Annotated in this window: 18 protein-coding genes and 2 pseudogenes; 16 read left to right on the top strand and 4 right to left on the bottom strand. The window is 61.4% G+C overall.

Annotation, left to right across the window (positions count from 1 at the left end; translation table 11 throughout):
• Nucleotides 1–132 precede the first annotated feature (132 nt).
• The 4 genes and pseudogenes from ACQ4MM_RS09975 (at nt 133) to ACQ4MM_RS09990 (ending at nt 2,029) form a co-directional block, all read left to right on the top strand.
• Nucleotides 133–381: a response regulator transcription factor gene (locus tag ACQ4MM_RS09975; protein ID WP_431477228.1), complete on the top strand. Its 249-nt coding sequence runs from the start codon at nt 133–135 to the stop codon at nt 379–381.
• Nucleotides 372–425, top strand: a pseudogene (locus tag ACQ4MM_RS09980) (hypothetical protein); the annotation flags it as partial. The gene ACQ4MM_RS09975 and the pseudogene ACQ4MM_RS09980, both read left to right, overlap by 10 nt.
• A gap of 15 nt (nt 426–440) precedes the next feature.
• A complete protein-coding gene (locus ACQ4MM_RS09985; protein WP_431477229.1) occupies nt 441–770 on the top strand; it encodes a response regulator transcription factor in 330 nt (109 codons plus the stop codon).
• Entirely contained in the window at nt 770–2,029 is a 1,260-nt protein-coding gene (locus ACQ4MM_RS09990; protein ID WP_431477230.1) for a sensor histidine kinase, read from the top strand. Before ACQ4MM_RS09985 ends, ACQ4MM_RS09990 begins: the two co-directional genes overlap by 1 nt.
• Here ACQ4MM_RS09990 and ACQ4MM_RS09995 read toward each other — a convergent pair.
• Nucleotides 1,992–3,431 (bottom strand): sensor histidine kinase, encoded by a 1,440-nt coding sequence (locus ACQ4MM_RS09995; RefSeq protein ID WP_431477231.1) that lies wholly within the window; start codon nt 3,429–3,431, stop codon nt 1,992–1,994. The two genes, ACQ4MM_RS09990 and ACQ4MM_RS09995, sit on opposite strands and share 38 nt — an antisense overlap.
• Nucleotides 3,431–4,117, bottom strand: a complete 687-nt coding sequence (locus ACQ4MM_RS10000) for a response regulator (protein WP_431477232.1) — start codon at nt 4,115–4,117, stop codon at nt 3,431–3,433. Before ACQ4MM_RS10000 ends, ACQ4MM_RS09995 begins: the two co-directional genes overlap by 1 nt.
• A 100-nt stretch (nt 4,118–4,217) precedes the next feature.
• On the opposite strand from ACQ4MM_RS10000, the gene ACQ4MM_RS10005 reads away from it, so the two are divergent.
• The 10 genes from ACQ4MM_RS10005 to ACQ4MM_RS10050 all read left to right on the top strand — a co-directional run bounded on the left by ACQ4MM_RS10005 (nt 4,218) and on the right by ACQ4MM_RS10050 (nt 16,241).
• Nucleotides 4,218–5,291 (top strand): porin, encoded by a 1,074-nt coding sequence (locus ACQ4MM_RS10005; protein ID WP_431477233.1) that lies wholly within the window; start codon nt 4,218–4,220, stop codon nt 5,289–5,291.
• A 13-nt stretch (nt 5,292–5,304) separates the two neighbouring features.
• Nucleotides 5,305–6,249 (top strand): tripartite tricarboxylate transporter substrate binding protein, encoded by a 945-nt coding sequence (locus ACQ4MM_RS10010; protein WP_431477234.1) that lies wholly within the window; start codon nt 5,305–5,307, stop codon nt 6,247–6,249.
• 30 nt (nt 6,250–6,279) lie between these two features.
• Complete coding sequence (locus tag ACQ4MM_RS10015; RefSeq protein WP_431477235.1) at nt 6,280–7,362, top strand: ABC transporter substrate-binding protein; 1,083 nt, start codon at nt 6,280–6,282, stop codon at nt 7,360–7,362.
• Nucleotides 7,363–7,372: 10 nt separating this feature from the next.
• Nucleotides 7,373–9,157, top strand: a complete 1,785-nt coding sequence (locus tag ACQ4MM_RS10020; RefSeq protein WP_431477236.1) for an ABC transporter permease — start codon at nt 7,373–7,375, stop codon at nt 9,155–9,157.
• Between the two features lie 28 nt (nt 9,158–9,185).
• Nucleotides 9,186–10,247 (top strand): ABC transporter ATP-binding protein, encoded by a 1,062-nt coding sequence (locus tag ACQ4MM_RS10025; protein ID WP_431477237.1) that lies wholly within the window; start codon nt 9,186–9,188, stop codon nt 10,245–10,247.
• On the top strand, nt 10,235–11,296 hold the full coding sequence (locus ACQ4MM_RS10030; RefSeq protein WP_431477238.1) for an AbrB family transcriptional regulator: 1,062 nt from the start codon (nt 10,235–10,237) through the stop codon (nt 11,294–11,296). Before ACQ4MM_RS10025 ends, ACQ4MM_RS10030 begins: the two co-directional genes overlap by 13 nt.
• A gap of 106 nt (nt 11,297–11,402) precedes the next feature.
• Nucleotides 11,403–13,289 carry an MFS transporter gene (locus ACQ4MM_RS10035; RefSeq protein ID WP_431477239.1) on the top strand — a complete coding sequence of 629 codons (1,887 nt, stop codon included), beginning with the start codon at nt 11,403–11,405 and terminating at the stop codon, nt 13,287–13,289.
• A gap of 118 nt (nt 13,290–13,407) precedes the next feature.
• Nucleotides 13,408–14,127, top strand: coding sequence for a hypothetical protein (locus ACQ4MM_RS10040; RefSeq protein ID WP_431477240.1), 720 nt, complete (start codon nt 13,408–13,410; stop codon nt 14,125–14,127).
• 142 nt (nt 14,128–14,269) lie between these two features.
• A complete protein-coding gene (locus ACQ4MM_RS10045) occupies nt 14,270–15,739 on the top strand; it encodes a reverse transcriptase family protein (RefSeq protein ID WP_431477241.1) in 1,470 nt (489 codons plus the stop codon).
• Between the two features lie 40 nt (nt 15,740–15,779).
• Entirely contained in the window at nt 15,780–16,241 is a 462-nt protein-coding gene (locus ACQ4MM_RS10050; RefSeq protein ID WP_431477242.1) for a YaiI/YqxD family protein, read from the top strand.
• Here ACQ4MM_RS10050 and ACQ4MM_RS10055 read toward each other — a convergent pair.
• Both ACQ4MM_RS10055 and ACQ4MM_RS10060 read right to left on the bottom strand, forming a co-directional pair.
• Nucleotides 16,209–16,904: a hypothetical protein gene (locus ACQ4MM_RS10055; RefSeq protein WP_431477243.1), complete on the bottom strand. Its 696-nt coding sequence runs from the start codon at nt 16,902–16,904 to the stop codon at nt 16,209–16,211. The genes ACQ4MM_RS10050 and ACQ4MM_RS10055 overlap by 33 nt on opposite strands.
• On the bottom strand, nt 16,904–17,170 hold the full coding sequence (locus ACQ4MM_RS10060; RefSeq protein WP_431477244.1) for a hypothetical protein: 267 nt from the start codon (nt 17,168–17,170) through the stop codon (nt 16,904–16,906). The genes ACQ4MM_RS10055 and ACQ4MM_RS10060 overlap by 1 nt, the downstream gene beginning before the upstream one ends.
• Nucleotides 17,171–17,418: 248 nt before the next feature.
• Here ACQ4MM_RS10060 and ACQ4MM_RS10065 point away from each other — a divergent pair, with 248 nt between their 5' ends.
• Together ACQ4MM_RS10065 and ACQ4MM_RS10070 are read left to right on the top strand one after the other, a co-directional pair.
• Entirely contained in the window at nt 17,419–18,606 is a 1,188-nt protein-coding gene (locus ACQ4MM_RS10065; RefSeq protein WP_431477270.1) for an efflux RND transporter periplasmic adaptor subunit, read from the top strand.
• A 15-nt stretch (nt 18,607–18,621) separates the two neighbouring features.
• Nucleotides 18,622–21,763, top strand: a pseudogene (locus ACQ4MM_RS10070) (efflux RND transporter permease subunit).

Here is a 21,763-nt window from a genome sequence, read left to right on the forward strand (position 1 = left end):
CTTTCTTCTTGTTGGTAGGCTGAATTGCCAGTCCATGGCAAGATATTCTTCCATATCATGGAAATAAGCAAGCAATTTTTATTGCTATCCCTTGGCGTGCTATCCTTCCATTATCTGGAAATGAGGAATGCTATGAACAAGATCAAAGTACTGCTGGCAGACGATCATCCCGTAGTAATGGGCGGTTTTGCGATGGCGCTGGCCGGTTTCGGCGTAGAAGTTGTTGGCCAAGTACGGACGCCGGCCGAAGCGGTGGAGGCTTACCAGGCACTGGTACCAGACGTTGCCATTCTCGATATGCGCTTCGGCGAACAGATGACGGCCTGGATGCGGCGCGCCGGATCCTGGCCGTATCCCCCAAAGCGCACATCATCTTCCTGACCCAGTTCGACCAGGACGCGCTGGTCAAAGAGGCCTACCGCATCGGCGCGCGGGCGCTGGTGACGAAAGACTGCGACCCGTCCGAGCTTTTCAGCGCCGTGCAGCGCGCCGCGCAAGGCGAGCTGTATTTCATGCCCGCCATCGCGGAACGCCTGGCCAGCCTGTCGGTGCTGGGCGAGCAATCGCCGCAGGCGCTGCTCGACGAACGTTCGCTGGAAATCTTCAAGCTGATGGCGGAAGGCCTGACCAACGCGGAAATCGCCGATAAACTCGGCGTCTCCAGCAAGACGATCAGCAACTCCAGCCAGGCCATCAAGGACAAACTGGGCGTTGAACGCGCGGCCGATATCACCCGCCTGGCGGTGCGCCACGGCGTGCTGCAAGCCTGATGCGCGCCACTTGGCGCGTCGGCACGCGCGGGCGGCTGCTGGCAATTACCTTGCTGCCCGTGCTGGCCTTGTTCTCGACACTCACCTGGTACAACTACCAGTCGCGCCAGTCCGAGGTGCATGCGGAGTTGGCGGAGCGCGGGCAGCTACTGGCCAGTGCGCTGGTGGCGAGCAGCGAAATCAGCCTGGTGCACGGGCAGTTCGACGAGCTGCGGGCCACGATCAACGGCATGCTGCAAACCGATAGTGCAATCAATCGCGTGACCCTGCTCGATGCGGAGCGCAAGCCCTTGCTGGAAGTGGCGGCGCGCGGTGATGCGCTGCCCGAGTCGCGCTATTACGAAGCGGCAGTGCATAAACGCTTGTTGTACGTGACCGGCGGCGGCAATCGCAATGTGGGCACGATGGGTTATGTGCAGGTGCGGATGTCGCCGACAGCCTTGCTGCGCAAGGCGCGCGCGCGCTTCCAGCTGGAATTGGCGGTGGCGCTGGCGGGCCTGCTGGTATGCGCGGGCCTTGCATGGCAGATGACCAGCGGCTTTGCTTCATCGCTGCAGGCGTCGATGCAGGCGGTGCGTGCGGCGGATGCGGAGAAGCGCCGCCTGCTGCAGCGCGTAACCACGGCGGTGGAGGATGAGCGCAAGGCCATCGCACTGGAGATCCATGATGAACTGAATGCGACGCTGATCGCGGTGCGGCTGGAGGCACAGCAGATCGCGGGCCTGGCTGCCGCGCTGCAGCCGGCCGAACCCGCGGAGAAGGTCCGCGACAAGGCGCAGGCGATCACCAAGCTGGCTTTGGGCTTGTACAACAGCGGCCGCACACTGGTGCGCCGCTTGCGCCCGGAGATGCTGGACATGCTTGGCCTGCAGGGTGCGTTGGAAGAAATGGTGCGCCAGGTCGGCAGCAGCCATCCTGCCTGCCGTTTTTCGCTGCGCACCGATGGCGAATTTTCCGGGCTGGATGGCGACGCTGCGATCTCGGCCTACCGCATCGTGCAGGAAGCGCTGTCGAACATCGTGAAGCACGCCCGCGCCAGCACCGCCAGCGTGGAAGTCGCGCGGCACGGCGATGCGTTGCAGATCGCCGTAGCCGACGATGGCATCGGCTTCGACCCGGCGCGTACCGCTGCGGGCGTGGGCCTGGCGGGCATGCGCGAACGGGTACAGGCGCTGGGCGGCAGCTTCGCTATGGACTGCTCGTCCGGCACCCGCATTGCCATTACGCTACCGGTGGAGGCGTGGCGCGCGGAAACTTGACGCGCACCAGCAAACCGCGTCCACCCGCGCCCCGGTCGAGTTCAAGCTCGGCGTGGTGCAGCACCGCGATATCGCGCACAATTGCCAGTCCCAGGCCGGAACCGCCCGGGTTGGCCTGCATGGTCGACGCGGCGCGGTAGAAGGGCGAGAACACCCGGTCGCGATCTTCGGCTGCAATGCCGGGACCACTGTCCTCCACCTCCAGCACCACCTGCGTTTCGCCAGGCAGCACGCGCAGCACCACGCTGCCGCCGCGCGGCGTGTAGTGCAGCGCGTTGTCGACCAGGTTCGACACCAGTTCATGCAGCAGCAGGGACTGGCCATTGACGCTGGCTTCGCTGTCGCCTTCCAGCGAAAGGTCGATGCCGCGACTCACGGCCGACAAGGCCAGCTCCAATGCGACTTGCTGCACGGTCTCGCGCATTGGTACCGGCACTGGTTCGCGATGCTCGCTATGCTCGATGCGCGCCAGCATCAGCAGGCGATTGGCCAGGTGTACTGTGGAGTCGGTGGTGGCGGCCATGCTGGCCACCACGTTGCGCAGCTCCGGCGAGACCGAAGCCGCCCGTTCCAGCTCGCGCTGCGCCAGTTCGGCTTGCGTCTTCAGCACCGTCAGCGGGGTGCGCAACTGGTGCGAGGCGTCGGCGATGAAGCGCCGCTGGCTCGCAATCAGGCCCGCGATGCGCGTGGTCGAGGCATTCATGGCCTGCACCAGCGGCCGCACTTCCTTGTGCACCAGGGCCGGATCGAGGTCGGACAGGGCGGATACGTCGCGCGATTCGACCTCGTGCTTCAAGCGCATCAACGGGCGCAGCACCAGCTTGACCGCGAACCACACCAGCAAGCCAGCCAGCAGCACCACGCTGGATTGCCACGCAATGGTGTCGTACAGGATTTTCAGCGTCAGGCCTTTGCGCGCATCGAGCGTCTCGCCCACCTGGATCAGGGCGATGCCACGCATATTGTCGTCATACACCGGTTGCAGCAGCGCTGCGATGCGGATCGGCTGTCCGTTGTAGTTGGCGTGGTAGAAGCGCACCAGGGCAGGGTAGTTCTCGGAGCGCGGCACATTTGCCGGTACTGCGGGCAGATCGTCGTAGCCGGACACGGTTTCGCCTTTGATGCCGGTGACCTTGTAGTAGATGCGGCCCAGGGTGTCGGTCTCAAAGCTGTCCAGTGCTACGTAAGGAACGTCGACCACCACCTTGCCGCCTTCCACCGATACGCGTTCCGCCAGGGCGCGGGTGGAGGCCAGCAGCGAGCGGTCGTAAGCCATGTCGGCCGCGTCCACCGCGTTGTAGTAGACGGAGATGGTGTTGATGATTTCCAGCAGGACCAGCGGCAGCAGCAGCCAGCGCAGCAACTGGCCGCGCAAGCTGCCCATTGCGAGCATGGCTTTCATCAGGCTTTCGCTTCGGCCGGCTGCAGCAGGTAGCCGATGCCGCGCAAGGTGGTGATGGCGGCGGCGCCAGGCTCCTTGCGGTCAAGCTTCTTGCGCACGCGGTGGATGTACAGCTCGATGGCGTCGAGGTTGGCGTCATCGGCCAGCGAGAACACCTGGTCGAACAATTTTTCTTTCGCCACCGGCTTGCCGCCTTTGGTGATCAGCGCTTCCAGCACTGCATGCTCGCGCGGCGTGAGCTGCAGGTTCTCGCCGAAATAGGAAAACATGCGGCTGACCGTATCGAAGCGCAGCGCGCCGCATTCGTACACCAGTGATTCATTGCCTGCGCTGCGGCGCAGCAAAGCCTTCACGCGCGCTTCCAGTTCGGCCAGTTCGAAAGGTTTGGCGAGGTAATCGTCGGCGCCCAGGTTCAGGCCTTGCACGCGGTCTTCCAGGCCGCCGCGTGCGGTCAGGATCAACACTGGCGTCCTGCCGCCGCGCGCGCGCAGGCGTTTCAGTACTTCCAGCCCGTCCATGCGGGGCAGGGTCAGGTCGAGGATCACCAGGCCATATTCCTGGGTCAGAAGCAAGGAGTCGGCATCGGCGCCGTTATCGGCGCATTCGACTGAAAGGTTGGCATCGCGCAGGGCTTTGGAAAGCCAGTGTTGTAATTCGGTGTGGTCTTCCACTAACAGTATTCGCATGGCATTTGCCTGAAAGGCGTTTGAAAGGTTGGCGATTTTATAGTTGAACCGTGCCAGAGCGAGGCATGACTGAAATAACTATAAACCCAGGAGACTGATTGTGAAAAGAACTTCGATGGCAGCGGCCGTCGTATTGATGCTTGCCGCCTATTCTTCCGCCAACGCCCAATCCAATGTTCAGGTGTACGGCCTGCTCGACATGGGTGTCGACATTTCCAACAATGCCCAACCAGGCGGCGGCAGCGTAACCCACGTCAGTTCCGGCGGCATGAATACTTCGCGGTGGGGCATCAAAGGCAGCGAAGACCTGGGCGGCGGCCTGAAAGCCGTGTTCCAGCTCGAAAGCGGCATCCTGATGGACACCGGCGCGCAGGACGGCAACCTGTTCAAGCGCCAGGCCAACGTGGGCCTGGAAGGCAACTGGGGCCGCGTGGTGCTGGGGCGCTCCTTCACCAGCGTATACGACACCGTCATCCGTTTCGACCCGATGGGCTTTGCGCCTTACTACTCCTGGGCTACCGGCGGCAGCGCCACGCTGGCAAGCAAGTACGGCATGACCACCGGTTTCGACAACCTGATCAAATACTCCGGCAAGACTGGCGACTGGAACTACGGCTTCAGCTACGGCATGGGCGAGCAGCAGGGCGCCGGTGCGAGTTCGGCCGACAGCGCCAAGTATGCCGGCGCCGTCAGCTACCAGTCCGAGTCCCTGGGCGCCATGTTCACCGCGGAGCGCGTCAACGGCAATAACGTAGTCGCCACCGGCAACCGTGACGAGACCACCGCATATCACCTGGGCGGTTATTACGCCACCGGCGACTTCAAGTTCTGGCTTGGCGGCCGTACTTACAAGCTGGTGGCAGGCAAAGCTGCCACGGCTGATATAAAAGGCAACACGCTGTGGGCTGGCGTGGCATACAAGCCGCAGCCAAACGTCACCATCACCGGCGCCGTGTACCACATCGACCAGCGCAACCTGGCAGCCGGCAAGGACGCCGATCCGACCATGTATGTGCTGCGCTATCGCTACGCAGCATCCAAGCGTACCGACCTGTATGCAACTGTCGGTTACACCAAAGGCAAGCATGACCAGCTGGTCGGCCTGTCGCGCGACGATGCTGCCTTCGGCGACAGCCAGCACGGCGTAATGGTTGGCATCCAGCACCGCTTCTGATAATAATGAAGCCATGAAGATCCTGTTCTCCATCTTCGCTACGGTCCTGCTGTTGGCAGGGCAGGTGCAAGCCGCTGAGTGCATCGTGCCGTCCAAGCCCGGCGGTGCGATGGACCTGACGTGCAAGCTGGCCCAGAGAGGCCTGGCGACGGTGCCGGGCGGCCAGCCAATGAAGCTGGTGTATCGCCCGGGCGGGATCGGTGCTGTGGCATGGCACTCGCTGGTATCGCAGCGCCGCGCCGAACCGAACACCCTGGTCGCGTTTTCCGGCGGTTCGCTGCTGAACCTCGCGCAGGGCAAGTTCGGCAAGGCGACGGCGGACGATGTGCGCTGGGTGGCGGCGTTGGGCGCGGACTACGGCATGATCGCAGTACGCTCCGATTCGCCATACAAATCGCTGGCCGACCTGGTGTCGGCGCTCAAGCGCGATCCTTCCAAAGTGCTGATCGGCGTCAGCGGCACCATCGGCAGCCAGGACTGGCTGAAGGTGGCACTGCTGGTGCGCCAGGCAGGCCTGGACCCGAAAGTGCTGCGTTTCGTGGCGCTGGAAGGCGGCGGCGAGTCATTCACTGCGATGCAGGCGAACCATGTGCAGGTGGTGTCGGGCGACGCTTCCGAAGCCAACCTGGCCGGCAGCACGATCCGCGTGCTGGCTGTGATGTCGGAAGAGCGCTTGCCAGGCAAGCTGGCGGCAGTGCCGACGGCGCGCGAGCAAGGCTACAACATCGTCTGGCCGGTGATTCGCGGCGTCTGGATGGGGCCCCAGGTTGCCGATGCCGACTACCAGCAATGGGTGAAGACCTTCGAGCACCTCATGTCAACACCGGAGTTCGCGAAGCTGCGAACGGACGCGGGGCTATATCCTTTCAGCCTGACAGGACAGGCACTCAACGAGTATGTGCATAAAGCCGTGGACGATTACGGCAAACGCGCCAGCCATCTAGGCCTGGTGCGCTAAACATCCTTCAAAAAATTCTAGGAGACACAAATGATCAAGACGACCCTGGTGGCCGCCGCGGGCCTGTTCGCGTGCACCGCATTCGCACAATCGCCTGCCGGCTACCCTGCCGATTACCAGAAAGTGATCGATGCGGCGAAAAAAGAGGGCAAGCTGGTGGTGTACGGCGCCACTGACAGCAAGGCTGCACAGCCGCTGGTGCGCGACTTCAACGCCCTGTACCCAGGCATCACCGTCGAATACAACGACATGAATTCGACCGAGGTGTACAACCGCTTCATCTCCGAGATGGCGGCCGGCGGCAATACCGCCGACGTGATGTGGTCCTCCGCGATGGACCTGCAGATGCGGCTGGCATCCGACGGCTACGCACTGAAATACAAATCGGTGGAAGCGTCCAAGATTCCTGGCTGGGCGGTGTGGGACGACCAGGCCTACGGCACCACCTTCGAGCCTGCCGCCATCGTCTACAACAAACGCCTGGTCGATGCCAAGGAAGTACCGCAGACCCATGCCGACTTCGTGAAGCTGATCCAGCAGCCGAAGTTCAAAGACAAGGTCACCACCTACGATATCGAAAAATCCGGCGTCGGCTTCATGTTCATGAGCCAGGACGCGAAGGAATATCCGAAATTCCTGGAACTGGAAAATGCATTCGGCGAGGCGAAGGTTCGCGTGCAGTCCTCCACCGGCACCATGATGGAGCGTATTTCGTCCGGCGAAAACCTGATTGGATACAACGTGCTGGGTTCCTATGCCCTGGTGCGTGCCAAGACCGATCCATCGATCGGCGTGCAACTGCCGAAGGACTACACCCTGGTGATGTCGCGCGTGATCTTCATCAACAAAGGCGCCAAGAACATCAACGCCGCCAAGCTGTGGCTCGACTACACCCTGTCGCACCGCGGCCAGACCATCATCGCCAACGAATCCAAGCTGTTTGCGATCCGCGCCGACGTGACTGGCGAAACCACATCGTCCGACCTGGTCAAGCAGATCGGCCAGGACAAGATCAAGCCAGTGCCGGTGCATCCAATCCTGTTGCAGTTCCTGGGCCCGCAAAAACGCATGGCCTTCCTGAAGCAGTGGAAAGAAACCGCGGGCAAGAAATAAGGAGCTGTAAATGACAACCGCGACTTTGCAGGGAACCGGGCGCGCCGGCATTGCCAACATCAACTGGCCGCGCGGGATTGTGGCAGTGCTGACCTGCACCGCTATCTTCCTGCCGCTGTTCCTGATCTTCTACCAGAGCTTCCTGTCGGCGCCTTTCTTCATGCCTGGCAAGGAAGTGGGACTGGATGCCTTCCGCTTCATCTTCGATGACCCGGATTTTGCGGTGGCATTCAAGAACGGCTTGCTGCTGGCGGCCGGCCTGGCCGCCATCGCCGTGCCTTTGGGCGGCATGCTGGCTTTCCTGATGGTGCGTACCGACCTGCCGGGTCGCGGCTGGATTTCCCCGCTGCTGCTGGTGCCGATCTTCGTCTCGCCAATGGTGATGGGATTTGGCTATGTGGTGTCGATGGGCCCTGTGGGCTTTTACTCCACCTGGGTGAAAGACCTGATCGGCTTCATTCCGTGGAACGTCTACTCCTTCACCAGCATTGTGATCATTGCCGGCCTGACCCACGTGCCGCACGTCTACCTGTACGCTTCGTCGGCGCTGAAGAGCCTTGGCTCGGACGTGGAAGAAGCGGCCCGTGTGGCAGGCGCCTCGCCGCTGCAGGTGATGTTCAATGTGTCGCTGCCGATGATCATGCCGGCGCTGGCATATGCGGGCGTGCTGGTGTTCTTCCTCGGCTTTGAGGTATTCGGCCTGGTGCTGGTGCTGGGCGATCCGGAAGGCCACCTGGTATTGCCGACCTACCTGTACAAGCTGACCAACAAGCTGGGTACCCCGTCCTATCACCTGATGGCGGCAGTGGCAGTATGCCTGGTGGCGGTGACCATGCCGCTGGTGATGATCCAGCGCTGGCTGCTGAAATCGGCCAACAAATATGTGTCGATCAAGGGCAAGGGCGCGCGCAGCAAGGCGCTGCCACTGGGCCGCTGGAAGTGGCTGGCGTTTGCCGTGCTGGGCGCATGGCTGCTGGTCACCATTGTGATGCCGCTGTCCGGCATTGCACTGCGCTCCTTCGTGCAGTACTGGGGCGAGGGTGTGAAGCTGGCAGACGTATTGACGCTGCAGCACTTCCGCGACATCTTCGAACAGCATGCACTGATCCGCGGCATTATCAACACGGTGCTGATCGGCGTGATCGGTGGCGGCCTGGCGATCTTCTGCTACAGCTTTATCGCCCTGGCCATGCACCGCAAGCCGGACCTGCTGACCCGCATCCTGGATTACAGCGTGCTGGTACCGCGTGCGATACCGGGCCTGCTGGCTGGCCTGGCCTTCCTGTGGGTGTTCCTGTTCGTGCCTAGCTGGCTCGATGGCATGCTCAAAGGTTCCGGCAACGGCTTGGCCGTATGGCTGGTAGAGAACGCGATTCCGGCGCTGCGCAGCCTGCGCACCACGATCTTCGCGGTGTGGCTGGCGTATTCGGTGGTGTGGATGGCCTACGGCATGCGCCTGATTTCCACTGCGCTGCTCCAAGTCGGTCCCGAGCTGGAGGAAGCGGCGCGCGCTGTCGGCGCCCGCCGTGGCCAGGTAACCCGCGACGTGACCCTGCCGCTGATCAAATACGGCTTGCTGGGCGCATGGCTGATGATTTTCCTGATCTTCGAACGTGAATACTCGACAGGCGTGTACCTGCTGTCGCCCGGTACCGAAGTAATTGGCGCGCTGATCGTGTCGCTGTGGGCGGGTGGCTCTACCGACCTGGTGGCGGCCCTGTCCTTTATCAACATCACCCTGGTCGGCATCGGCCTGGGCATCGCGCTGCGCTTCGGCGTCAAGCTGCACAACTGAGACATAGATCATGAAACGAGACCTCAAAATGAACGAACTGTCCGTCGAAGACCTGCATCTGGATTACGGCACCGGCGCTCACGCCAATCCGATCCTGAAGGGCGTGTCGATGCACCTGCAGAAGGGCGAAGTGGTGGCGCTGCTGGGCCCTTCGGGCAGCGGCAAGACCACGCTGCTGCGCGCAGTGGCCGGCCTGGAAAGCCCGCGCCAGGGTTCTATCGACATCGGCGACCGCCGCGTGTTCGACGGCAGCAAGAGCTTCGAAATGCCGGCAGAGCAGCGCAACCTTGGCCTGGTGTTCCAGTCGTATGCGCTGTGGCCGCACAAGACGGTGTCGGAGAACGTGGCCTACGGCCTCAAGCTGCGCAAGATGAACAAAGAGGAAATCGGCCGCCGCGTGACCGAGGTGCTGAAGCAGCTTGGCCTGGGTCACCTGGGCGAGCGCTTCCCGCACCAGCTGTCGGGTGGCCAGCAGCAGCGCGTGGCGATTGCCCGCGCACTGGTGTACAACCCTCCGGTGATCCTGCTGGACGAGCCGCTGTCCAACCTCGATGCAAAACTGCGCGAGGAAGCGCGCGCCTTCCTGCGCGAACTGATCGTGCGCCTCGGCCTGTCGGCCCTGATGGTGACCCACGACCAGGATGAGGCGATGGCGATTTCCGACCGCATCCTGCTGCTCAATAACGGCAAGATCGAGCAACAGGGCACGCCGCAGTCGATGTACGAAACCCCGGAAACCTTGTTCACGGCTGAATTCATGGGCAGTAACAACCGCCTGCCTGGCACGCTGGTTTCGCGTGAAGGCGACAGCGTAGTGGTCGATGTTGCTGGCACCAGGCTGCAGGCCACTGCGCGCGGCAAGGGCGGCGATACGATTGCTCCGCTGATCCGTGTTGAAGAAGTGCGCGTGAACAGCAGCCAGGCCGAAAACTCGCTGCAACTCGCGCTGGTCACCTGCATGTACCTGGGAGACCGCTGGGAGTGCCTGTTCAAGTGCGGCGATATCAGCGTGCGTGCCCATTCCAAATACCGCCTGCAGGACGGCCAGTATTGGCTGCAACTGCCGGCCGACAAGCTGTGGGTCTTCTGACCCGCCACCGTTGCTTCCTCCAAGCTTTAGCGGCCGGCTTGCTGGCCGCTTTTTTTTGCAGGTGGCTTGATACTCCGCTGCCCTGGCTGATCGGGCCGTTGTTCGCCAGTGCGGCGCTGCGCATCGCAGGCGTTGAGCTGTGCTGCCCGGTTGCCGCGCGTGCTGCCGGGCAGTGGGCGATCGGTACGGTGCTTGGACTGTATTTCACCCCCGCGGTGCTGGCGGTGGTGACGGCGCGTGCCGCTTATATCGCGGGGGCAGTGGTGTTTGCCCTGGCGCTGGGATGCCTGTGCGCCTGGCTGCTCAAGCGGCTGGCGGACGTCAGCGCTGCCACCGCGTTCTTCTCAATGGCGCTGGGCGGAGCATCCGAGATGGCGGTGCAGGGGGAGCGGCACGGTGCGGTAGCGCAGCACGTGGCGGCGGCGCAGGGCGTGCGGCTGATGTTCGTGGTCAGCTTCCTGCCGTTCCTGCTGCGCTATTGGAGCGGGCATGGCATGCCGCCGTTGCCGGTGGCGCCGGTCGCCTTCGGCGGCGCGGCAGGCGTGATGGAGAGTGCATTGTTCGCCTTCTGCCTGCTGGCTGCGGCCACTTGCGCCGCTGGCTGGCTTTTGTGGAAGCTTGGCGTGCCGAATGCCTGGGTGCTCGGCCCCCTGGTCGCGGCCGGCGTGCTGGCGGCGGCGCAGTTGCCCGTCGGTGGCGTGCCGGAATGGATGGTGCGCACCGGCCAGCTGTGCATCGGCCTGTCGCTTGGTACGCGCTTCACACCCGGCTTCCTGCATACCGCCCCGCGCTTCATGGCGGCGGTGGCCGCCTGCACCGCGACCGCGCTGGGATTGGCCGCGCTTTTCGGGCTGCTGCTAGCGAAAATCGGTGGCCTGCATCCCGCCACAGCGTTGCTGGCGACGTCCCCCGGCGGCATCGCGGAAATGGCCTTGACGGCACGCGCGCTGCATGTCGAAGTACCGGTGGTGACGGCCTTTCATGTATGCCGAATGGTGGTGCTAGTATTGGCGGTCGGCCCGGCATTTCGCCGCCTGCTACGCACGTGATTTGGTTGTCGTAAAGTATTGAATTGCGATACTTTGACAAGTTGGGTTGAGAGCTTGCGCAATGTGCTGTATGTTGTCGATATTTTCACTATTCCCGTGACGCAACATGAGCCATCCCAGCCAGTTCGATCTCCTGAAACAGCGCCGTTTCGCGCCGTTTTTCTGGACCCAATTTCTCGGCGCCTTTAACGACAACCTGTTCAAAACCGCTCTGATCGTGGCGCTGGCGTTCGAGGCGTCCAGTTGGACCACCCTGGATCCTTCGTTGGTCACCAACCTGGTACCCGGCCTGTTCATCCTGCCATATGTGCTGTTCTCCGCCACCTCCGGCCAGATCGCCGAAAAAGTAGAGAAGAGCAAGCTGGCGCGCTTTATCAAATGGCTGGAGATCGGCATCATGGGGGTGGCAGCCATCGGCTGGTTCAGCCACACGCTGGTTCTGCTGATGATCGCCATCTTCGGCATGGGCATGCACTCGACCCTGTTTGGCCCTGTTAAATACGCGTATATGCCGCAGCACCTGAAGTCGGAAGAACTCACCGGCGGCAACGGCATCGTTGAAATGGGCACTTTCGTCGGCATCCTGCTAGGCCAGGTATTCGGCGCAATCATCGTCAATCACAAGCCGGACGGCATTACCTGGCTGGCCGTCGCCACCGTGTTCTTCGCGATTGCAGGCCTGGTCACAGCACACGGCATTCCGAATACGCCGGCGCCGCAGCCTGACCTGAAAGTGAACTGGAACCCGTTCACCGAATCGATCCGCAACCTGCGCTTCTCGGCCGGCAACCGCTCCGTCTTCCTCTCCATGCTGGGCAACTCCTGGTTCTGGTTCTACGGCGCGATCGTGCTGGCCCAGTTCCCGGTGTACGCCAAGGACTACCTGAAAGGCGACAACAGCGTCTTCGTGCTGCTGCTGACGATGTTCTCGCTGGGGATCGGCGCCGGCTCGCTGCTGTGCGAAAAGCTCTCCGGCCGCAAAGTGGAAATCGGCCTGGTACCGTTCGGCTCCATCGGCCTGTCGGTGTTCGGCATCGACCTGTACCTGGCGAGCCAGGGCTACAGCGCACCGGGCCAAGTGGATGCCTACGCCATGGTGATGCTGCCAGGTGCATGGCGCATCATCTTCGACGTGGTGATGATCGGCGTATTCGGCGGCTTCTTCATCGTTCCACTGTTCGCACTGATCCAGTTGCGTGCCGACCCGAAGCACCTGTCGCGCACCATCGCCGGCATGAACATCATGAACGCCCTGTTCATGGTGGTGGCAACCGGCGTGGCGATCCTGCTGCTGGGCCAAGGCTTTACGATTCCGGAAGTTTTCCTGGCCACTGCGATCATGAACGCCATCGTGGCGGTGTACATCTTCTCGCTGGTGCCTGAATTCCTGATGCGCTTCCTGGCATGGCTGCTGATTCATACCGTGCACAACGTGAAGACGGTCGACGCCGACCGCATTCCGGAAGAGGGCGGCGCTGTCCTGGTGTGCAACCACGTCAGCTACGTCGACGCGATCGTGATCGTGGCAGCCAGCCCGCGCCCGATACGTTTCGTCATGGATCACCGTATTTTCAAAACTCCGTTCTTCGGCTGGATCTTCCGTACCGCCAAGGCGATTCCGATTGCGCCTGCCAAGGAAGACCCGTGGCTGATGGAGAAAGCCTTCGTCGACATCGCACAAGCGCTGCATGAAGGCGAGCTGGTTTGCATTTTCCCTGAAGGTAAGCTGACCAGCACCGGTGAGATGAATGAGTTCAAGGGCGGCATCAGCAAGATCATCGAGCGCACCAAAGTGCCAGTGATCCCAATGGCATTGCGCGGCCTGTGGGGCCATTTGCTTAGCCGCAGCAAGGACGGCCTGCTGGAGCGTGCTTTCCGCAAAGGCTTCCGTTCCCATCTCTCGCTGGCGGTCGGCGAGCCTGTCGAACCTTTGGAAGTGAGCCCGGAACTGCTGTATCGCCAGGTAGCAGAACTCAGGGGTGACTGGAAGTAGAAATATGTAGTCAATGGTCCGAGTGGGCTACATACCTCTACATACAAAGGCGCCATCCCGGCGCCTTTGCTCCTTTTTACAATTGGTTTTCCAAAAACTTTTGTGAGAAGGGCGGTCAATGAAAACAATCCTGAAAACCGGCATCTCCGTCGCCATGCTGTCTGTGCTGGCTGCTTGCGGTGGTAGCAATGGTACTGACAAAGCTCCCAAGCAGGTCTCGGCAGCGGTGGACTTCGACAAGGACGGCGTTACCGGCTGGACCGGCAGTTCCTCCGACTACACGCCAGAGACCGCGCCGACCAACGTGGTATTCGAGCAGCGCACGCTGCCAGCTCCGCTGACCGGCAAGGGCTACCTGGTTGGCGGCACCAATCGCAGCGACGACCTGTTCCTGTTCGTGAAGAAGCAGTTCTTCGGACTGGAAAAGAACACTACCTACAACATCAACTTCTCGCTCAAATTTGCCAGCAACGCGCAAACCGGTTGCATGGGTGTGGGCGGTGCGCCTGGCGAAGCGGTGTGGGTCTATGCAGGCGCCACGGCTGCCGAACCAAAGGCTGTCACAGTCAATAATGCGATCCGTATGAACATCGAGCGCGGTAACCAGGCCGAAGGTGGCAAGGACGCGCAGGTGATCGGCAATATCGCCAACGGCCAGACTTGCGGCACCGCAGTGTCGTATGCCAGCAAGACCGTGAAGAGCGAGAAGGTGCAGAAGGTGACCACCGATGCGAATGGCGCGCTGTGGATCATCCTGGGCATCGATTCAGGCTTCGAGTCGTATTCGCAGGTGTTCCTGCAAAGCGTTCAGCTCGACGCGACTCCAGTGACGCAGTAATCGTCACGGTGTTGACCTTCAGGCAAATTTAACCTACTGTGTCGGCGGGGCGGAACCGCCAAGCCGGCCTGTCTTTGCCATGTGCAGGGACAGCCTCTGCGGGGTTACCCCGCGGGATGTTTGATGTTCTGCATTTCGCCGCATGAGCCGCATTGCGTTCCCACGCATAGTCTGCTCACGCATCACGAGACTCGTTGACGGCTCTCCGCTCCTTCAATTCATGAATATCGAAAAACTTACCGCGCTGGCGCTTGCCGACACGATGCTGGCAACCGATGGCAGCCCGGAGAACCTGGTCGCTGCGTGCACCCGCGTGTTCGATGCTTCGCAGCCATGGGCGCCTGGTGTCTGCATGGCGCTCATCTTGCGGACGGGCGATAACTTCCATTACTTCAGCCGGCATGAGTTGGCGAATATCCTTTGGGAGCTTCTTGGCCGTGGCTACGTTGACCTTGACGAAGATGAAGATGAAGATGTGGAGGCGGACTATGAGGACGACGAAGCCGACGAGCCACCTTTCATCGAACTGCCAGACGTACGGCGCTACTGCATCGACCAGCCGATACGTCCTCCAAAGCCGGCATGGCTGGCCGCACTTGCGTTGCCGGAACTGGCAACAGTTGGCGACCTGGCAGCTTGGCTGAACGAGCCTGTCGGAGCGCTGCGCTGGTTTGCCGACCAGTGGCGCATCGCACGCGACGAGCAATCGAGGCTTCAGCATTACCACTATCGCTGGGTGCCCAAACGCAGCGGCGGCGTGCGCTTGATCGAGATTCCCAAGGAACGCCTGCGCCGCATCCAGCAGAAAATCCTGCGCCACATCGTGGACCTGGTACCGCCGCATACGACCGCGCATGGCTTCAGGCGCGGGCACTCCTGCGTCACGCACGCCGCACGGCACACGGGCCAGCACGCCGTCATCCGCATGGACCTGAAGGATTTCTTTCCAAGCATTCAGCACTCACGCATCCAGGCGTTGTTTGAAAAGCTCGGTTACCCGGAAAGCGTCGCGGGAATGCTTGCGCGCATTTGCGTCAACCGCGCGCCGCATGGCCTGTTTCGCGACAAGCAGGCCGGAGGTTCGCTGTCATGGTCCGAACGCCAGGCCCTGAAATCGCCGCACCTGCCGCAGGGCTCACCGTGTTCGCCCGCGCTGGCCAATCTGTGCGCTTACCGACTGGACATAAGGCTTGATTCGCTGGCGCGCTCGCTTGGTGCTTCATACAGCCGCTATGCCGACGACCTGGCCTTTTCCGGAGGGGACGAATTTGCACGGTCCGCAGAACGCTTCCATATCCAGGTCGCGGCAATCGCGCTGGAAGAGGGCTTCCGCGTGAATACCCGCAAAACCCGGTTGATGCGCGAAGGGACGCGCCAGCAAGTGACTGGCATCGTCGTCAATGCTCATCCGAATATCGCGCGCGATGAGTACGACAAACTCAAAGCGACGCTGACGAATTGCGTGCGCCATGGCCCGGAATCCCAGAACCGGGAGAGCCATCCCAACTTCCAGGCGTACCTCGCAGGCAGGATTTCTTATGTGGCGATGGTAAATTCCGACCGCGCGGCCAAGCTGCAGCGGATTCTGGAGACCATAGTTTGGCCAACTTGATTACAATGTCTGATTCTTTTAATCGTATTCGATGTAATTCATGCACATTTGGGTAGATGCGGACGCCTGTCCCGCTGTAATCAAGGACATCCTGTTCCGCGTGGCGGAGCGTACGCAGATCAGTGTCACGCTGGTTGCGAACCAATTGATCCGAGTCCCTGGCTCGCGCTTTATCCGCGCGCTGCAGGTACCGGCAGGTGCCGATGTAGCCGACGCGGAAATCGTCGAGCGGGTTAGCGCCGGTGATATCGTCGTTACCGCGGATATTCCTCTGGCCGCCCTGGTATTGGAGAAGGGCGGCCTGCCACTCAATCCTCGCGGCGAGTGGTACACCAAAGACACTATCGCGCAGCAGCTGACGATGCGATCCTTCATGGAAGAACTGCGTGGCGCCGGCGTCGACACCGGCGGTCCCGCTGCGTTCAATCAAGGCGACCGGCAGAATTTCGCCAATGCGCTTGATCGTGAGCTAGCGCGTAGAAGGCATGTCCGACCTGCCTGAAGTTCGCTCTATTACAGAATGAAGTGGAACGGGCGCTTTCGTCGGCAGGGTTTCCACATAAGACCCGGCGTGAAACACGTTCCAGCCGCTTACGTCGGTCTGCAGGTCGAGATCTTTCAAAGCCCGTCCGTAAGTTAATTCGCCTCGCCAGGTTTCGCCGTCTTTGACGGTCATCGAATAAGATATCTGGAGCCCACGGCGTTGCAGTGTTCCCCGGAATTTAAGCGGCTGGGCGCTTCTTTTCTCGGCGGCTGGCAAGTCTTCATGGCCAAAGTTGATGGTCTCTCCATCAGGGATGGCGCAAGGGCCGATCATACGTGGCCAAGTCCCACTCGCCATTGGCGGCTCAACAATCATAGCGATCTCGGCGAATTCGAGCGGATTGGGTTTGTCACGTCCAAACGTCAACTGCGTTGAATCGCCATTAATGGGGCTGCGTACATCGATCATGCCAGCTGAATCACTGTCAATGTCGAGATGAACTACCAAGGCGTTAGAGAAATTCTCGACCCTGGCAAGTGCGATGTGGCCATCGCGCTCAGTAATACGACTGGCATACACTGCGTCTCGCCACTTAAACTCTTGCGGACACTGATCCTGGGCAAACGCGTGGGATGTTCCCAGCAAGGTTGCAAAAAGAAGAGGGCCAGGTCCACGTTTCATTACGTGTCGAGACCTTTAGTCAGAACCTCGGCGACAACGGTGTTCAGGTCAAGCCCACGTTCGTCCGCTACGGCATGCAAGCGCTTCACCAATTCGCTATTGAGTTTGACCGCAAACGGTACCAGGCCAAGCGCCTGATCGCGTTTGCGCTGTTCACGCTTGTCGATGGCAGGGCTGGCGGATGCGCCAAATGAAGCAGCTCCCGGTGCCACCATTTTGCCCATCAGTTTTTTCGCGTCGTTCTTTGCCAGGTCGGTTTTCTTCACAATGCTCTCTAGTTCAAAGGCGCCATTCTACGCGCTCGGCTGATAGGCGCGCTCTTGGAAGTTGCTTGCTTAGCGCAGCTTAAGATTTTTATCGGCCAATTCGACGTTGTCGGATGAGAGCCATCGGATACTGCGTCGCCCCGGCATCGTCTTTCTCACTAAGTAGAATTACTGACTGATGAGTCAGAATTCCAAATTATGTTAGAATGATCGTTCATTCTAAGTCTTTCGGAAAAAAGATGAAAAACATGCAAAAGAATTTCATGCTGCTGGGTGCCGCTGCTGCGGTAGCAGCAATGGTCGCCGGTTGCGGCGGCAAACAGGCTGGCCCAGCCCAGGGTGGCGCCCAGCCGGCACCGGAAGTGGCGGTTTTCACCGTGGCGCCGCAATCGCTTGCCATGAGCACCGAACTGCCGGGCCGCACCGCTGCCTACCAGGTTGCCGAAGTGCGCCCGCAGGTTGGTGGCTTGATCCAGAAGCGGCTGTTCACTGAAGGCGGGGACGTCAAGGCCGGCGTCCAGCTTTACCAGATCGATGCCGCGACCTACGAGGCGGCTTTTAATTCCGCCAAGGCCAACCTGGCCAAGGCCAAAGCCAACCTGGCTGCCGCCGCCCCGAAAGTCGCCCGCTATAAAGAGCTGGTGGCAATCGAAGGCGTGAGCCGCCAGGATTACGACGATGCAGTGGCCGCCCACGAACAGGCCAAGGCCGAAGTGGAAGCTGCACAAGCTGCCGTCGATTCGGCGCGCATCAACGTCGATTACACCAAGGTGGCGTCGCCGATCTCCGGCCGCATCAGCCGTTCCAACGTGACGCCGGGTGCGCTGGTGACTGCCGGCCAGGCCACTGCCCTGACCACCGTCCAGCAACTGGATCCGATCTATGTCGACGTCACCCAGTCCAGCGAAGAACTGCTGCGCCTTAAGCGCGAGATGGATAGCGGCTCGCTCAAGAAGGCCAACGGCCAGGCCGCAGTAACGCTGCTGCTGGCTGACGGCAGCAAGTATGCGTTGCCGGGCAAGCTGCAGTTTTCCGACGTGAGCGTTGATCCGGGTACCGGCAACGTCACCCTGCGCGCGCTGTTCCCGAACCCGAAGCATGACCTGCTGCCGGGGATGTTCGTACGGGCCGTGCTGGAAACCGGCGTTAGCGAGCAAGCCATCGCCGTGCCGCAAATGGGTGTGACCCGCAACCCGAAAGGCGAGGCCACGGCCCTGGTGCTGAACAAGGAAGGCAAGGTTGAACAGCGCGTGCTGCAAACCGGCGGCACTATCGGCGACAAATGGCTGGTGAAATCCGGCCTGGTCGCCGGCGACCGCGTCATCGTTGAAGGCCTGCAGAAAGTGAAGCCTGGTGCTCCGGCCGTAGTGGCAAAGAACACCGCCGGTTCGGTCACCACCGCAGCTGCGGACAAGCCAGCTGTCGCGGCGCGCTAAGCGGAGGTTTCCATCATGTCCCGCTTCTTTATCAATCGCCCCATTTTCGCCTGGGTTCTCGCCATCGTTGTGATGCTGGCGGGTGTGATGGCGATCAAGGGGCTGCCAATTTCGCAGTACCCGAGTATTGCGCCGCCATCGATCTCGATCACCGGTTCCTATCCGGGCGCGTCGGCCAAGACGGTCGAAGACGCCGTGACCCAGATCATCGAGCAGAAGATGAAGGGTATCGACGGTTTGCGCTATATGTCGTCGAACAGCGATTCGACCGGCGGCATCAACATTACGCTGACCTTCAACAGCGGCACCAATCCGGACATCGCGCAGGTGCAGGTGCAGAACAAGCTGCAGCTCGCAACGCCGCTGCTGCCTAGCGCTGTAACCCAGCAGGGCCTAGTGGTGTCGAAAGCGACCCGCAACTTCCTGCTGGTGCTTGGCTTCGTCTCCGAAGACGGCAAGATGAAGCAATCCGACCTGGGCGACTATGTGGCCGCCAACGTGATCGACCCGCTGAGCCGCGTGCAAGGCGTGGGGCGACGTGACCCTGTTCGGCTCCCAGTACGCGATGCGTATCTGGCTCGACCCGCAGAAGCTGCAAGGCTTCCAGCTCACGCCTGCCGACGTGACGGCCGCCATCCAGGCGCAGAATGCCGAAGTTTCGGCCGGTGAACTGGGCGGCGCGCCTGCCATGCCGGACCAGCAATTGAATGCCACCGTGACGGCGCAAAGCCGCCTGCAAACCCCCGAGCAATTCGGCGCCATCCTGCTGAAGACCACCGCCAGCGGCGCCGCCGTGCATCTGCGCGACGTGGCACGCATTGAACTGGGCAACGAAAACTACAACACCGTGGCGCGCTACAACGGCTCGCCTGCAGTAGGCGTGGCGATCAAGCTGGCCACCGGTGCGAACGCGCTGGATACCGCCGAAGCGGTGAAGAAGAAAATCGAAGTGATGGGCAAGCAGTTCCCGCAAGGGATGAAGGCTGCCGTGGCTTTCGACACCACGCCCTTCGTCAAGCTGTCGATTGAAGAAGTGGTCAAGACCCTGATTGAAGCGGTGATCCTGGTGTTCATCGTGATGTACGTCTTCCTGCAGAACTTCCGCGCTACCCTGATCCCGACCTTTGCGGTGCCGGTCGTGTTGCTGGGCACCTTCGGCGTGCTGTTCTCGCTCGGCTACTCGATCAATACGCTGACCATGTTCGCCATGGTGCTGGCCATCGGCCTGCTGGTGGACGATGCCATCGTGGTGGTGGAGAACGTCGAGCGTGTGATGACGGAGGAGGGCTTGTCGCCGAAAGAGGCGACCATCAAGTCCATGGGCCAGATTTCCGGCGCGCTGGTGGGTATCGCGCTGGTGCTGTCCGCTGTATTCGTGCCGATGGCTTTCTTCGGCGGCTCGACCGGCGTGATTTACCGCCAGTTCTCGGTGACCATCGTGTCTGCCATGGTGCTGTCGGTGCTGGTGGCAATGGTGTTCACTCCCGCGCTGTGCGCGACTTTCCTGAAACCTGGCTCCCACGTTTCCGAGAAGGGCTTCTTTGCGTGGTTCAACCGCAGCTTCGACCGCAGCAGCACCAAGTACCAGGGCTGGGTTGGCAAGATGATCGCCCGTAGCGGCCGCTCGCTGCTGGTGTACGGCGCACTGTTGGCAGTGCTGGCTGTGTCCTTCATGCGCCTGCCAACTTCCTTCCTGCCGGAAGAAGACCAGGGCGTGCTGTTCTCCATGGTGCAGTTGCCAACCGGCGCTACCCAGCAACGCACGCTGAAAGTGCTGGAAAAGCTGGAGCACCACTTCCTGGAGGACGAGAAAGCCTCCGTGGCTTCCGTGTTTACCGTGGCGGGCTTCAGTTTTGCCGGTAACGGCCAGAACGCCGGTCTTGCCTTCGTGCGCCTGAAAGACTGGTCCGAGCGCAAGAGCCCGGACCAGAAAGTGAAAGCGATTGCCGGCCGCGCCATGGGCGCCTTCTCGCAAATCCGCGAAGCGATGGTGTTTGCCTTTGCGCCGCCAGCCGTGATGGAACTCGGCAACGCCAGCGGCTTCGACCTGCAGCTGCAAGACCAGGGCGGTGTGGGCCACGAAGCGCTGATGGCTGCGCGTAACCAGTTGCTTGGCATGGCCGCCAAGAACCCGCTGCTGATGGCAGTGCGTCCGAACGGCCAGGAAGATACGCCGCAGTTCAAGCTGGATATCGACCAGCAGAAAGCCACTGCGCTGGGCCTGTCGGTGGCGGACGTGAACCGGGTATTGAGCGTGGGCTGGGGTTCTTCCTACGTGAACGACTTCGTCGACCGTGGCCGCGTAAAGCGCGTCTACCTGCAAGGCACGCCTGAATCGCGCATGGCGCCGGAAGACCTGAACAAGTGGTTCGTGCGTAACGCACAGGGTGAGATGGTGCCGTTCTCCGCCTTCGCCACCGGCCGCTGGATCTACGCTTCGCCGCGACTCGAACGTTATAACGGCGTGCCGTCGATGAACGTGCAAGGCATGCCGGCGCCGGGTGTCAGCTCCGGTGTGGCCATGGCTGAAGTGGAAAAACTGGCGGCGCAACTGCCGGCCGGTATCGGTTTCGAGTGGACCGGCCTGTCGGTGGAAGAGCGCGACTCCGGTTCGCAGACCACGGTGCTGTACACCATCTCCGTGCTGATCGTGTTCCTATGCCTGGCCGCGCTGTATGAAAGCTGGTCGGTGCCGTTCTCGGTGCTGCTGGTGGTGCCGCTCGGCGTGATCGGTACCGTGCTGGCCACATGGGGCTTCCACCTGGCAAACGACGTGTACTTCCAGGTCGGCCTGTTGACCGTGGTCGGCCTGTCGGCGAAGAACGCGATCCTGATCGTGGAATTCGCCAAGGAACTGCAGGAAAAAGGCATCGAGCTGCGTGAGGCCACGCTGCAGGCGGTCAAGCTGCGCCTGCGTCCGATCCTGATGACATCGATCGCCTTCGGCCTCGGCGTGCTGCCGCTGGCACTGGCAAGTGGCGCAGGTTCCGGTAGCCAGAACGCGATCGGCGTGGGTGTGCTGGGCGGCATGCTGACGGCGACTTTCCTCGGCATCTTCTTTGTGCCGGTATTCTTCGTGGTGGTGCGTGCATGGGTAGGGCGCAGGGCCGCCAAGGCAGCACCTGCCGCACCGGCCATCGCTTCGGAGGCGAACTGA

Source organism: Massilia eburnea, assembly GCF_050709955.1.
GTDB classification, from domain to species: domain Bacteria; phylum Pseudomonadota; class Gammaproteobacteria; order Burkholderiales; family Burkholderiaceae_D; genus Rugamonas; species Rugamonas eburnea_A.

What these genes read in the sequence shown, in the direction of transcription:
- ACQ4MM_RS09990 (WP_431477230.1), top strand. Translation starts at nt 770, where the DNA reads ATGCGCGCCACTTGGCGCGTCGGCACGCGCGGGCGGCTGCTGGCAATT.
- ACQ4MM_RS10020 (WP_431477236.1), top strand. Translation starts at nt 7,373, where the DNA reads ATGACAACCGCGACTTTGCAGGGAACCGGGCGCGCCGGCATTGCCAAC.
- ACQ4MM_RS09975 (WP_431477228.1), top strand. Translation starts at nt 133, where the DNA reads ATGAACAAGATCAAAGTACTGCTGGCAGACGATCATCCCGTAGTAATG.
- ACQ4MM_RS10025 (WP_431477237.1), top strand. Translation starts at nt 9,186, where the DNA reads ATGAACGAACTGTCCGTCGAAGACCTGCATCTGGATTACGGCACCGGC.
- ACQ4MM_RS10050 (WP_431477242.1), top strand. Translation starts at nt 15,780, where the DNA reads ATGCACATTTGGGTAGATGCGGACGCCTGTCCCGCTGTAATCAAGGAC.
- ACQ4MM_RS10040 (WP_431477240.1), top strand. Translation starts at nt 13,408, where the DNA reads ATGAAAACAATCCTGAAAACCGGCATCTCCGTCGCCATGCTGTCTGTG.
- ACQ4MM_RS10015 (WP_431477235.1), top strand. Translation starts at nt 6,280, where the DNA reads ATGATCAAGACGACCCTGGTGGCCGCCGCGGGCCTGTTCGCGTGCACC.
- ACQ4MM_RS10065 (WP_431477270.1), top strand. Translation starts at nt 17,419, where the DNA reads ATGCAAAAGAATTTCATGCTGCTGGGTGCCGCTGCTGCGGTAGCAGCA.
- ACQ4MM_RS10055 (WP_431477243.1), bottom strand. Translation starts at nt 16,904, where the DNA reads ATGAAACGTGGACCTGGCCCTCTTCTTTTTGCAACCTTGCTGGGAACA.
- ACQ4MM_RS10035 (WP_431477239.1), top strand. Translation starts at nt 11,403, where the DNA reads ATGAGCCATCCCAGCCAGTTCGATCTCCTGAAACAGCGCCGTTTCGCG.
- ACQ4MM_RS09995 (WP_431477231.1), bottom strand. Translation starts at nt 3,431, where the DNA reads ATGAAAGCCATGCTCGCAATGGGCAGCTTGCGCGGCCAGTTGCTGCGC.
- ACQ4MM_RS10045 (WP_431477241.1), top strand. Translation starts at nt 14,270, where the DNA reads ATGAGCCGCATTGCGTTCCCACGCATAGTCTGCTCACGCATCACGAGA.
- ACQ4MM_RS10000 (WP_431477232.1), bottom strand. Translation starts at nt 4,117, where the DNA reads ATGCGAATACTGTTAGTGGAAGACCACACCGAATTACAACACTGGCTT.
- ACQ4MM_RS10010 (WP_431477234.1), top strand. Translation starts at nt 5,305, where the DNA reads ATGAAGATCCTGTTCTCCATCTTCGCTACGGTCCTGCTGTTGGCAGGG.